12 protein-coding genes are annotated in these 13,045 nt (G+C 46.0%); 6 read left to right on the forward strand and 6 right to left on the reverse strand.

Annotated features, from left to right (window positions below; translation table 11 throughout):
- Positions 1-158: 158 nt before the first annotated feature.
- The 3 genes from AC5YB3_RS07730 to AC5YB3_RS07740 all read left to right on the forward strand — a co-directional run bounded on the left by AC5YB3_RS07730 (position 159) and on the right by AC5YB3_RS07740 (position 2,815).
- A complete protein-coding gene (locus AC5YB3_RS07730) occupies positions 159-1,199 on the forward strand; it encodes an NADP(H)-dependent aldo-keto reductase (RefSeq protein ID WP_494526888.1) in 1,041 nt (346 codons plus the stop codon).
- A gap of 362 nt (positions 1,200-1,561) precedes the next feature.
- Positions 1,562-2,335: an outer membrane protein OmpV gene (gene ompV, locus AC5YB3_RS07735; RefSeq protein WP_012090121.1), complete on the forward strand. Its 774-nt coding sequence runs from the start codon at positions 1,562-1,564 to the stop codon at positions 2,333-2,335.
- 21 nt (positions 2,336-2,356) lie between these two features.
- The gene (locus AC5YB3_RS07740; RefSeq protein ID WP_006080308.1) at positions 2,357-2,815 is read left to right on the forward strand and encodes a CC0125/CC1285 family lipoprotein; all 459 of its coding nucleotides are present in this window, start codon (positions 2,357-2,359) and stop codon (positions 2,813-2,815) included.
- A 210-nt stretch (positions 2,816-3,025) separates the two neighbouring features.
- Here AC5YB3_RS07740 and AC5YB3_RS07745 read toward each other — a convergent pair whose 3' ends face one another.
- The 4 genes from AC5YB3_RS07745 to AC5YB3_RS07760 are packed head-to-tail and all read right to left on the reverse strand — an operon-like array spanning position 3,026 to position 6,254.
- Positions 3,026-4,318 (reverse strand): ATP-binding protein, encoded by a 1,293-nt coding sequence (locus AC5YB3_RS07745; protein ID WP_494526889.1) that lies wholly within the window; start codon positions 4,316-4,318, stop codon positions 3,026-3,028.
- Complete coding sequence (locus AC5YB3_RS07750) at positions 4,315-5,019, reverse strand: response regulator (RefSeq protein ID WP_006080306.1); 705 nt, start codon at positions 5,017-5,019, stop codon at positions 4,315-4,317. Before AC5YB3_RS07750 ends, AC5YB3_RS07745 begins: the two co-directional genes overlap by 4 nt.
- Before the next feature lies 1 nt (position 5,020).
- Positions 5,021-5,404, reverse strand: coding sequence for a DUF3019 domain-containing protein (locus AC5YB3_RS07755; RefSeq protein WP_006080305.1), 384 nt, complete (start codon positions 5,402-5,404; stop codon positions 5,021-5,023).
- Between the two features lie 10 nt (positions 5,405-5,414).
- Positions 5,415-6,254 carry a MipA/OmpV family protein gene (locus AC5YB3_RS07760; RefSeq protein ID WP_494527173.1) on the reverse strand — a complete coding sequence of 280 codons (840 nt, stop codon included), beginning with the start codon at positions 6,252-6,254 and terminating at the stop codon, positions 5,415-5,417.
- Between the two features lie 458 nt (positions 6,255-6,712).
- Between AC5YB3_RS07760 and AC5YB3_RS07765 the strand changes: the two genes are divergently transcribed.
- Together AC5YB3_RS07765 and AC5YB3_RS07770 are read left to right on the forward strand one after the other, a co-directional pair.
- A complete protein-coding gene (locus AC5YB3_RS07765) occupies positions 6,713-7,009 on the forward strand; it encodes a hypothetical protein (RefSeq protein WP_012197631.1) in 297 nt (98 codons plus the stop codon).
- Between the two features lie 54 nt (positions 7,010-7,063).
- Complete coding sequence (locus AC5YB3_RS07770) at positions 7,064-9,340, forward strand: TonB-dependent receptor (protein WP_494526890.1); 2,277 nt, start codon at positions 7,064-7,066, stop codon at positions 9,338-9,340.
- Positions 9,341-9,746: 406 nt separating this feature from the next.
- Here the strand turns inward: AC5YB3_RS07770 and AC5YB3_RS07775 are convergent, their stop codons facing one another.
- Entirely contained in the window at positions 9,747-10,190 is a 444-nt protein-coding gene (locus AC5YB3_RS07775; protein ID WP_014358102.1) for a hypothetical protein, read from the reverse strand.
- A gap of 457 nt (positions 10,191-10,647) precedes the next feature.
- Between AC5YB3_RS07775 and AC5YB3_RS07780 the strand changes: the two genes are divergently transcribed.
- Positions 10,648-10,977, forward strand: coding sequence for a ClpXP protease specificity-enhancing factor SspB (locus tag AC5YB3_RS07780; protein ID WP_494526891.1), 330 nt, complete (start codon positions 10,648-10,650; stop codon positions 10,975-10,977).
- A gap of 58 nt (positions 10,978-11,035) precedes the next feature.
- On the opposite strand, the gene AC5YB3_RS07785 is transcribed toward AC5YB3_RS07780, so the two are convergent.
- Positions 11,036-12,736: a methyl-accepting chemotaxis protein gene (locus AC5YB3_RS07785; protein WP_494526892.1), complete on the reverse strand. Its 1,701-nt coding sequence runs from the start codon at positions 12,734-12,736 to the stop codon at positions 11,036-11,038.
- Between the last annotated feature and the right edge of the window lie 309 nt (positions 12,737-13,045).

Genomic DNA, 13,045 nt, shown 5'->3' on the forward strand with positions numbered 1-13,045 from the left:
GAACAAACTTCAACCAATGGCATGCCTCAACAGGGCGCAATACCCTTTAGCGGGCTGGCTATTTTTAGCGCACTAACATTTCAACCTATGGTTTAACCTTTGCTTTACAGCAAAAGCTTGGTAGCCTCAAACTAAGAGAGTTTTCGTAGGAGAAATAGATGGAATACAGACGCATACCGCATTCTAATCTCGAGGTCAGCAAAATCTGTTTGGGCACTATGACTTGGGGCGAACAAAATACCCAAGCCGAAGCATTTGCACAGCTGGACTACGCCATAGGAAATGGCATCAACTTTATCGATACGGCGGAAATGTATCCCGTCCCACCTAAGCCCGAAACCCAAGGGGAAACCGAGCGTATTCTGGGGCAATATATCAAGGCACACGGCAACCGTGACGACCTAGTGATTGCCACTAAAATTGCCGCACCGGGTGGTAAGAGTGATTATATTCGCAAGAATATGGCGCTGGACTGGAACAACATCCATCAAGCGGTCGATGCCTCCTTAGCACGCCTCCAAATCGACACTATCGATCTTTATCAAATCCATTGGCCCGACCGAAATACCAACTTCTTTGGTGAACTGTTTTACGATCAACAGGATCAAGAACATCAAACGCCGATCCTCGAAACCCTAGAAGCCCTCGCCGAAGTCATTCGCCAAGGTAAAGTGCGCTATATCGGTGTGTCGAACGAAACGCCTTGGGGCTTGATGAAGTACCTGCAACTGGCCGAAAAACACGGCTTGCCGCGTATTGTGAGTGTGCAAAACCCTTATAACTTGCTCAATCGCAGCTTCGAAGTCGGCATGAGCGAAATCAGCCACCGTGAAAACCTGCCGCTGCTCGCTTACTCGCCCCTAGCCTTTGGTGCCCTAACCGGCAAATATTGCAACGACCAATGGCCCGAAGGTGCGCGCCTGACCTTGTTTAAGCGTTTCGCCCGCTACACGGGTTCGCAACTGGCACTGGAGGCCACACAAGCCTACGTCGATTTGGCCCGCGAGTTCAAACTCTCGCCAGCGCAAATGGCGTTAGCTTTTGTTAACTCACGTAAATTTGTTGGCTCAAATATCATTGGTGCCACCGACTTGTATCAACTTAAAGAAAATATCGACAGCCTGAAAGTCACCTTATCGCCCGAGCTATTAGTGCGATTAAACGAACTGTCCGATAAATTCAGATTACCTTGCCCTTAGCCCCCGAATCTCAGCCCCTAGGCTTAGTCGGCGAGTCGTTTGAATTACCAATAGCATCAGGTAAATACACCTGATGCTATTGATTTCATTCAGCTCAACGTCGCTTTCCCATTCTAAATACCGCCTCCTTGTCGCACCTCGCTTTGGGTTAACGGGTAGCCATCAGCCCCAAACTCTCTTGTACTGACCAAACACAAAGCTATCGTATTACCCCCGTTAAACTCGCAGCAGCATACTCAGCCCGATACCCTTCGACGCTCCTCTGGCAAAATGCTTCAGGTTACATTCGGATACAGAGTCCTGTTAAGAACTGAAATATAGTGGCGTCACAGTCACTAGACAGATGTCTTAAGGATCAAAAAATGAAAAAACTTTGCTTTGTAATCACAAGTGTTTTGATGTCGAGCCACGCGCTTGCTGAAAGCAATACCTACATTCGTAATGGTAATATCTATAGTCATCAAGATCAGTTCTTTGCTGGCGCAGGTGTTGCTACTGGCAGTCAGTTTTATAAGGGTCAAGATCACCAGACAGGTATCTACCTCAATGGCGGCTACCACGGTGAGGACTTCAACGCCGATCTGTCCGGTATCAACTACCGCTTTTTAGGCACCAACGACAGTGCCGTTAACTTCAGCATTTTTGTGGTTGCCAATCCCGGCTTTGATGCCAATGACGCCGATATTTTAACTGGCATGAAGGATCGTAAATTCAGTGGCGATCTGGGTTTAAACGCCGACATTCATTTAGGCACAGGCACGTTATCAACCAAATTCCAACACGATGTGACAAATGTTTATGATGGTTTTCAAGCTGATATCACCTACTACCATCCAATAAATCTGGGCTTTGGGGATCTGGTGCCTTATGCGGGTGTGCACTATTTCAGTAAAGACTTCGCAAACTACTACACTGGTGTGACGTCATCTGAAGCCACTGCGCAGCGCCCTGCTTATCAAGCCGACGGCACCTTCGCATATAAGCTAGGTTACGCTTTGGTTATTCCAGTCACTAAGCATTTAGACATTACTCAAGCCACTGGTTACTCGCACATAGCTGCCAACATGGCTGACTCTCCGCTAATCGACAGTAGCAACCAGTGGGTTACTACTCTTGGCGTGAGCTATAGCTTCTAACCAACCTGACGAGACGAGACCATGACATCGATCAAAAAAACGTTTTTATGTGCTGGATTAGCCCTGATGCTTTCAGCTTGCGCCACTTCATACGATACCGAAAAACAATTTTGGTCTTTCGGTAAAGGCTTTGAAACCGCACAGATTGCACCCGATAGCTGGCAGATTAGCTTTGTTGGCAATACCAACACTGACCGCGCATTGGCCCGAAAGTACGTCATGCGTAAATCGGCTGAGTTATGCAAACAGGCTGGTTATAGCTACTTCACTTTCACTCGCGAACAAACCGATCGTGACGCAGTGGGCCAATTTGGGGTAGGAAAGAACAGCAGTAACGACATTTTGTGGGGGAGTTCTACGATGAATCAAGAAACTTCTGTCATGGTCGAAGTCACAGGTTTACACAGCAAACCAGAAAATACGAACTCACGTATCTACGACACGGATTACATACTTAACAATGTCGATGTGAAAGGTTAATTGCGAATCAAACGAGCACCAGCCTAGCTCCTAGGCTGGTGCTGTTTTATCGCTACATCATGACATTGCTCGCTTTGTCTGATGGTTATGCAGCGTTAAAATCCAGTCTTAAACTCTTGCCTTAAACTCTTGCCTTAAACTCCGCTTTAAAATTCAGCCTTAAATTCCGGTCTAAATCTCCAGTCCGAAACTTCAGCCTTAAACTCAGCGTTAAACTTCAGCCTTAAATTTTAGTGACATGCGAGCGCCACCGAGCTCAGGGGAGCGTCCAATACGTAATGGGGTATTCATCCAACAACCAATTCTGTCGACAATCGCCAATCCCATGCCATGACCGGAATTTCCACGACTGTGCTGACCACGCACAAAAGGCTTAATCACCTGCGCAGACTCCAGTTCGTCTATGCCTGGACCGTCATCGTCAACGTGTAACCAGGTCGCGCCCTCCTCGACTGCCAACGTCAGCCGAATCTTTGCCTTACCAAAACGCAGCGCATTATTGAGCAAATTATTCACCTGCATTGATAAGTACTTAGGGTCTGTCTTGATCTTGAGTGCTGTGGGATAGGGAACCAGTTCAACTGAAAAATCGGGGTACACTTGGCCTTGATACTTTTCGAGTAGCCAAGCATTGAGCTCAATCGACTGCCAATCGGGCTGGATATTCGCTTCATCGAGGCGGGCATAACTCAGCAGCGTCATCACCAAGTCTTCCATAGTGTCTAGATCGCGGTTCAAGCGCTGGAAATACTTCACTCTAAGCTGTTCGCTTTGGGTTTCTTCCAGCGCCTCAATGCCAAATCTTAGCCGTGCAATCGGGGTTTTTAAATCGTGAGAAACAGCTCGACTGAGCAGTTTGTTGTCATCGATCAATTGCTGAATACGATCCGCCATGCGGTTGAATTCGCTTTCAATAGTGCCTATGTACGACGTTTTTCTAACAGGAATTCTCTGCTGCAACTCCCCCATGCCAAACGCTTGGGTCGCCTTACTGAGATTAACCAGCTGACGGATCAAGGGTGATACCCACACCAACAAAATCAGCACCACGCCGCCATAAAAAAGCATGGTATACAGCTTATTCAAGTCAAAGCTGACATCGGTGGGCGTGACGATATCGGTGTTAATGTTCAATACCTGCCCCGTTTTTGGCAGTAAATAATGCAAGGAGATGCCGTCATCGGACTCCAGCAGCAGTGATTCCCCGGCATAAAATGCGGTTTTTAGGGCTGAGGGTAAAACGAAATCGGCTTCACTCGCTAAAGACAATTGCTCTGAATTAAGCTGGTTCCAGTTTGCGATAAAACTTTGATTGTTAACGCTATCGTTATCGAGCGTTTGCGCCAGTGTGCCGCCCAGTAGTTTTAATGCGGCGAGGTGAGTGGCAGGACTGGGTGTTTCTTTTTCAGAGTCCAGAAGGGTTGCAAACTCGCTTATCGACCAGCCTAGGCTCGCAATGGCCACCAGCACCACCAACACCAGAGAAGTCATCAACTTCTTCATAAAGCTTGCTCACCCTCGTCGCGGCAAAAAAGGTATCCCTTGCCACGAATGGTTTTCACTTTATAGGGCTGACTCAAGGCTTCCTGCAATTTCTTGCGTAAACGCGATATGCGAATATCAACTGAACGATCTAGGCCATCGTATTCAATGCCTCGAAGCTGAGCCACCAGTTCATTACGACTCACTATCGTGCCCGCCTTCAATGCCAGCAGCCACAACACATCGAACTCATTGGCATTCAAATCCAGCGGCTGTTTATCGATAGTGACCGATTTTGCCGTCGCATTGAGTACCAGAGAATCAAATACTAATTGCTGTTTTTGTTCCTCATCACCCACACGGCGTAACAGGGCTTTTATCCGCGCTAACAACACCTGTGGCCGGATCGGCTTAGTCAGGTAATCATCTGCCCCGACATCTAATCCGCGGATCTCATCCCCATCCTCAACACAAGCCGTCATAAATAGAATGGGCCCAGCATAAAATGCCCTCGCTTCCTTACAGACATCGAAACCATTCTTAACGGGTAACATCACGTCGAGTAACACTAAATCAGGTATCTCTTCGGCTATCATCTCTAAGGCAAAATCGCCTTGGCTGGCAACCGTGACTTCGTAACCGTGATCCAGTAAATAATCACTGATCCACTCTGCCAGCGAGATATCGTCTTCGACCACTAAGATGTGCTTTTCAACTGACATATTAGAATAACCTCCAACCTGACTGACTCTGTTTAGGGGCCTTATAAACCCAAGTCACCACCACTTTGACCTGCGCCAGCGGTTGCACATCATCATTACGGATCAAACTAAAGGTCGCCGTTTTATCGCCTTCAAAACTATATTGGTATTCTTGCATGGCTTTGCCGCTCCAGCAGATTAGCTGGTGCTGGCGGTCAGTCAGTATGAGGCAGTACTCGCCGCTCGTCGGTGTTTGCCATCGAAACAACACATCTTGATAGCAAGTTTGCCCTTTATGGAGCGCAATGCAGCGCTCTGGGGTCGCAGTAAAAATTACCGAATCGTCCTGACCCCAAGCAAAAAAAGGCGCATTCAGTAACACTAGCCATAAATAAAATCGCTTCATGCCCACGCCCCTAAAACACATAGCTGATAGAGGCATTAAAAAACGATGCATATCCGGCTTGATTAAAGGGACTATCGGTCACTTCTTTGGATAATACATTGAAGCGATACATGGCCCGAAACACAAAACTCTCGCTCAGCGGATAGGCAACACCGAGCTCCATGCCGTAACTAAAAGAACTGCTAGGGTGATATTCGGGAAAGAGTTCAGTTGCTTCTTCTTTGCTGACACCAAAAAGATAACGATTCAAGGTGGCTGATGAGTAGCCCACGCTCCCCAATACGTGAAAATTCCAATTACGTACCTGCCAGGACTTACCCAATCTGGCGGAACTCTGAATACCCTGATCATCATAATAATCAGATACTAATCTGTACTGGAAAACGTAGTTATCGCCCCAGTAACGCGTGGCACGAAAACCTGCGCCAATATAGAGCGAATCTTCCGATAGTAGATAAGCATTGCGACCAGCTTCATCGAGTGTGCTGGGGTCCACATCTGGACGAGACCATGAACCTTGTAAGTTCGCCAATAACAGATCAAAGGACCAATCCTCTGAACTCCAAAGATTCACCCCAAGATTAACCCCATCCTGAGATTGGTGGATCATCTCAACAAACATGCCTTTGTACTGATACATGCCACTAATCAACAACGACAACTGCGCAGTGCCGGAACCGGTTTGCCGAACATCAATTTGATTGATCCCGTAAACACTCATACCCAGTTCAAAATCACCGCCGTCGGCAAGGCGATTTGAACCTCCGTTGACACTGCTAGCAATATCAGATGCGGCAGCGGTACCGGGAAGAATGCTGAGCGTTAACACAAAAAACCAAAGAATACGCATGCCCATTTAATCCACATTTCTAGTCGTTATTTAGCGCTACATATTACAACAGTTTGTTAGTCTTTTTATCCGCCACTGCACAAGCAGTGACTTTTTTGCGACGATAAAATCGTCAGATAGCAAGAACTGTCAGCAAAGCGCAAGGAAGTGAACCTAAGCAAGGGGGGAAACTTCGCGCCCAATACGCTTATCAGCTGAATCAATTGAGGATGTAACTAGGGTCTTAAAACCTTCATATTCGTCAATCCACATAAATTGAAATGATTAAAATCAATAATAAAAACAAGTTAATAGCTTAAATCATCCCATCATCGAAACCGATTAAACATTCTTGGTTAACAAAAGTTAACTAGACCCAAGACTGACAATTCAAGTAGGGTCGGGTCACAAATTAGGATCAACTGTATCTCACGTTCGACTTGTACGACGCTAAGATAACTCTGACCCATAGAAGAATAATGACTCACTCAAGTTCCCCAACTCACAGAAAGTGGCTTTGGCTACTGCTCGGCGTGTGGCTGATTGTCATCCAATCGGTTGCGCTGTCGCATTCTGCTGAACACAGTTTGGAACATGAGCATGCCCACTGTTTCCTGTGCGATTTTGGTCATGAGCAAAATGCAGGTCCATCGTCAGTGCTTATGCCGCCGATGGGATTGCAGCAAGCAGAAAGCATCCCGCAGAAACCTTATCAACAACCGAGTTTACCTTGGTTACGTCACTTCAACGTGCGCGCACCGCCCTTACTGTTTTAAGCAAATTCAATCATTTAAAAAATCTATTTTTTGCTTATCTAAAGGAAAGGCACAATGAAACTTGCACTATCTTCAATAGCGCTAGCAGTGGCTGGCGTGTGTTCACCGGTTATGGCCGCTCAATTACAAGGTCAAGTGACCGATCTGCAAGGCGCACCTATCGCTGGCGCCCTTGTCAGCATCGACGGTGGGACGAGCACAAGCACAAATCCACAGGGCCAGTATCAGTTAACTGTCGCCGACAATAGTCATATCCATCTCCACATTAGCGATGCCGAGTTTAAGCATGTTGATAGGGATTTGCAGATAACCACTGGCGCGATGACCCAGGATATTTCACTAACCAAAACGGCGATGGAAAACATTGTCGTGACCGCATCGCCGCTCGCCCGCTCTGCGCTCGAAAGCACGACGCCAATCAGTGTGTTAACCGAAGATCAACTCAAGCTCAATATCGAGCCGACGCTAGGTGACACCTTAGAAAAATTGCCCGGCGTTCAAGCCTCCCACTTTGGCGCGGGGGCGAGTCGCCCCATCATTCGCGGCATGGGCGGTCCTCGAGTACAAGTGCTTGAAAATGGCCTGTCTGTTGGTGATGCATCGACGGTATCGGCCGATCACGCGGTAACAGCAGAAGCCGCCTCGGCGCAGCAAATTGAGATCCTGCGCGGCCCAGGCACATTGCTTTACGGGAACGGCGCCATTGGCGGTGTGATCAATGTGGTGGATAAGCGCTACCACGAGAGCCCAGTCGATGAGCTGTCGGGGCAATTTGGCACTCGCTACGACACAGCCAGTAATGGCCGTACCTTTAACGGTAATATCGATGGCGGCAATGGTCAGTTCAATTGGCATGTAGATGGCACCCACCGCATCACCGACGATGTCGATATTCCGGGAAATGCCATTGCCAATCTGCCCGAAACCCATGGAAAACTGGCGAACAGTAACCAAAAACTCGACGACTATGCCGCAGGTGTTGGCTATACCGGTGACACGGGATTTGTCAGCGTATCCGGCGCGCGCACTGAATCGAATTACGGTATTCCCGGCCGCGGCGAAGCCGATGCGCCCGATATCACCATAGATTTAAAGAAAACCGCATGGCAGCTGCACAGTGGTTTGTTAGATCCATTTGCTGGCTTCAGTAAACTGCGTTTTGATGCGGGCTATACCGATTATCAACATGCTGAGGAAGAAGATGGGGTTGCCGGCACGACTTTCTTTAACAAGCAAAGTGAAGCGCGCTTAAGCCTTAACAATCGTCCTTGGGGTGAGTGGCAAGGCACTATGGGGCTGCATGCTGTACACCGTGATTTTGCCGTTGAAGGCGAAGAAGCGCTGACACCAGACAGCAAAACCGATACCTTAGCCGCCTTTATCGTGCAAGAACGTAAGGTCGGAGATTTTCGCTTCGAGCTTGGCGGCCGCTTAGAGCATTACCGCTTAGCGCCAGACAGCATGACGTTAGACACACTAAATGGCGAACAAACCTACCAAGCCGAAGACCTAGTCGATAATGATCTCACCGTATCGGCGGGCATGGTGTGGGACTTCGCTCCCGCCTATAACTTGGGACTGTCGCTCACCCGCGCCCAACGTTCGGCCACCGCCGAAGAGCTTTACAGCTATGGTCCCCACGATGCCACCCAAAGTTTCGAGCTTGGTTCGCAGTTCAGCGTTGAAAATGGTCAAATCATCACTAATAGTGGCAATAACGATAAAGAGGTCGCCAATAATATCGACTTAACCCTGCGCAAATTAGAGGGTGCGTGGACAGGCTCGTTGAGCATGGCCTACAACCGAGTCAATAATTTCTATTACGAGAAAAATACGGGCTTAATCGCCTCTGATATAGTCAACGGCGATGCTGAAGGTGATTTACCGGTTTACCAATACACCCAAGGCGATGCCGAGCTTTATTCCCTCGAGGCCCAAGCCAGTATCCCGTTCAACGATACTTGGTCATTGGATATGTTCAGCGATTACACCCGCGGCAAGTTGGTCGATGGTGGTAACTTGCCACTCATTTCGCCCATGCGTATCGGTTCAACTTTAAACTTTGACCAACAACAATGGCACGCTGAAGTCGGCGCAATTGGCTATGCTAAACAAACGGATACCGCCGAAAATGAAACCGAAACAGCAGGCTATGCGCTAGTGAATGCCGCCGTCACCTACCGTTTATATACTTCTGCGGGTGACATGCTGTTCTATGTCAAAGGCACAAATCTACTCGACCAAGACGCGCGGCCACACACCTCGTTACTCAAAGATTACGCCCCACTGATGGGACGCAACTTTATGTTAGGTGTCACCTATAACTTCTAAAAAAAGTAGTTGTAAAAGACAATAAATTAAGCTCAAAGCGAAGTCCTAGACTTCGCTTTTATTTTTCTATTGGTCACTACAGTAAGACAAGTTGCTACAGGCATATTCACATCAGCAGCAAATCACAGCGGCTATTATCGCGAGGCTGATTTAGCAAAAAGTTTACATCAATTTAGACCAAATCAGATTATCGACAAGTAACCAGCCAGACACGGCCAATAAACAACTTCAATGAACTGTCCAAAATACGTTTCTCTGGCAATAACCGTTAACGTTGAGACCCGTTAGGTCGTTATAACGCTACATTTAACATCATCGCCATGGAAACATAAAAATAAGTAATATTAATCAATACTATAGAATGCACCACGCAATATAAGCCACTAGATTGCAAGGTATGATCTGGTTAAATGTCAGTATCGAGGGATAACGATTCATCAACTATTTTATATTTTGAGTGCCATACAAAAGTCGCGCGCATGGCATTAAAATAGAAGAACATAAAAACGATGGCTAACGGAAGACCTTGAACATTACCCAGATCGCTCCATTGAAGAATCTTAGATAACACAAAATAAAAGAACATCAAAGTGGCTGCTATTCTCGATTTTCTATAGATAAAAAAAGCCATCACTGCCATTAGCACGACATCGATCATAAGAAATGGATCAAGGAAATAATTCAGCGTCGCGTTTTCAGTTTGGGTAAAGAAACCAATGGTACTAAAAACTAATGTTATGCTGAGTGAGATTAATGTCACTATCCAACCATTTTTAATTGCAGACTGACACTGTTCTTGAGTCTCAATCTTGAACAGACTTTTCAAAGATGCTTTATTTTTTCCTGCCATGATAAATCTCCGTTTAAAAAACTGGCAATTAATGTTCAAATACCAGAGTAAAGTCAGTTCACCAACGTCGATTATCAGCAACTAAACTTTTCTTCCCTTCTGAATCTTCTTATCATACATGAGCAGCGAAAAAATCAGCTAATACGTTAGTTTGTATATGAGCATCTAGCGGCATTAAATGTCGATAGTGGAACACTTAAGTTAACTCAACATACCTATTAAAAGACTATTTTTCAGATAGTAACGCCTAAAGTTCAATGACTTGGTGCCATGGGCGCTGAAGAACAAAACGATAAAAAAATATCTCACTGTGAACATAAAAGCGAAAAATGCAGGATAAAATTTAATGGAACTAATTTTAATCACTTTGTTAATACTGCAGTTCATGATTATTTTTTATAAACGGAATCGATTCTTTCCCTGGTCAACACACCTTAACTTATACCGAATGAGAGATATGTTAAAAGGTACTGATAATGCCAGAAAATTCTATCTAATTTATTCTGATATCATTAAAGCCAGCAAAACGCCTTATATTATTATCGATACAAATCATTATGGTGTTTCGGTACCTGAATCGAAAATAGATTATTTGAGAGATGAAATAACACTGGGCATACACACTGCCGCGATAAGGAGAGCTCACTATCAAAAAAATGCGCTCAAATTTTATGCAACCTTTGATAAAATAAGTACAGAAGTCATTGTGCCAATTACCGCGATCAAAGCCTTGTACGCCAAAGAAGATGGGATAGGTATCGAATTCGGTGAAGATAACTCACATTAACTCTCCAATATAAGAAAGAGAATTAGGATTAAGAGAATTACCTTTTTATATCATATGACTAAACAGCGCGTACCTTAAACTGCTGCATGGTTTCCCTTAGTGAATTGGCCTGCTGAGACAGTGACTCACTGGCTTTTGCAGTTTCATTGGCGCTGCCAAGTACCAATTCCCCTGAATCTCGAATCGCATTAATACGCTCACTGATATCCTCAGCGGTGACGGCTTGCTCCTCGCTTGCGGTCGCGACTTGAGAATTGGCCTGAGTCAGTTCAGTTAAGGCATCTAAAATCTCAAATAGGTGCTGCTTGGCTTGATTAACGAGCAGTGACGACTCACTGATTTGCTTGTCGTTATTAGCGAAGGATTCGACTGAGGACTTAGCATCTTTCACGAGTATTTGGATAAGATCGCTGATCTCCTGCGTGGCGGTTTGGCTACGAGTTGCCAGCGCCCGCACTTCTTCGGCGACCACAGCAAACCCACGTCCTTGATCTCCCGCCCGCGCCGCTTCAATCGATGCATTCAAGGCCAACAAGTTCGTCTGCCCCGCTATCGCATCGACTACAGAGACAAAGTTGAGGATTTTTCCGGTACTCGCTTGAACCTGTTGAATAAGTTGATTCGAATACTGGGCGCTGGCGACTAACTGTTTGGAAATTTTTTCGCTCGCATCGACAACCTCGCAACTTTCTTTCACCTTATGCTCGGCTTGTCCCGCTGAGTACGAAGCGGTTTCGGCACTGCTCGCCACTTCAGTGATCGTTGCCGCCATTTGGGTCATAGAGGCGGCGACTTGATCTGTATTATCCTGCTGCCTTAACATGGCCTCACGATTGTTCTCGGCCACCGCATTAAGCTCGGTCACCATAGAGGCAATTTCTTCACTTCGAGCAATCACTTGGCCGACAGTTTTACTTAAGGTCCACGCCATTTGATTCATACTGACGGTGAGTTCGCCCAGTTCATCCTTAGAATCGACGCGCAGCTCTTGGTTAAAGTTACCCTGTTCCATCTTAGCGGCAGAATTACGTAACCGATTGATAGATTTGACCATGTATTGACTGCAAGCGATGCCAATCAATAAGCCTATGACTAAAGACACGATAGAAATAATCGTTAAGCCATAAATCGCCCTAAGCTCTTCGTCCTCAGTCACAGAAACCGCGGTTTGGGTCATTTGCTCTAAACGCTCAACGAACTGACTTAGCTCAGTATTAAATTCATTTTGCGTGACCTCTAAGGATTCAACCCGCTTAGCTAAGGCGGCTGGTTCTTCTTTTTGCTGGATTCCAGTGATGACAGTGGCAAGTAAAGCTTCATAGTCACCAAAACGTTGAATAATCGTGCCAATATCTTGATTTAACTGCTGCGTTTTTTCATGTAATTGCGGATTTTTAGCCTCTTTTAATGCCTCACTGAGCATAGACTGAGTCGAGAGTAACTCCTTATTAATGTCTTCTTTATGCTGAATCACATCCGCAATAAACGCCGCTAAAATGGGCTGACTCGATGCGGCTTCAATGTCCGCCGCACGAAACGCTTTTTCTAAAATGACCGAGCTTTCGAGCTGCTTAATGGTGACGTCGGTTGATAATCTCACTAATGGAATATTTTCCTTTGCAATGCCTTGGATTTCCTCAGAAACTCGCTGCATTTTCAACAAACTAAAACCAGACAAAATCAGGATCAGCACTAACATCACCCCAACGAGGGCGATCATCTTATGTTTAATCCGTAAATCTTTTAAAAACTGCACCATAAAACGGGTCTCCAACAAACACCGATATCAAAGGACGTCCCATTTAGAATAGTCGCAGTTTTCACTTTGGGTGGTTGAATTGAGCGTAAAGTATTAGCTGAATTTAAAAGAAAAACTTAAACATTAGAAAAATCGCATTATAGCTAAGCTCGATGACATGTTAGAAAGTCAAAACCCGTTTAAGGCGCGCGAAATACCAGAGGGCGGAAGTTTGAACAAACGTTAGTGTAATTAGACGCTCAATACCGCCTTCCGATGTCAACGCCTCAACAAACCGCTAAAACTTGCATTAACATGGCAGATCACAGA

The sequence above is a fragment of the Shewanella sp. 1311 genome, from assembly GCF_059338235.1.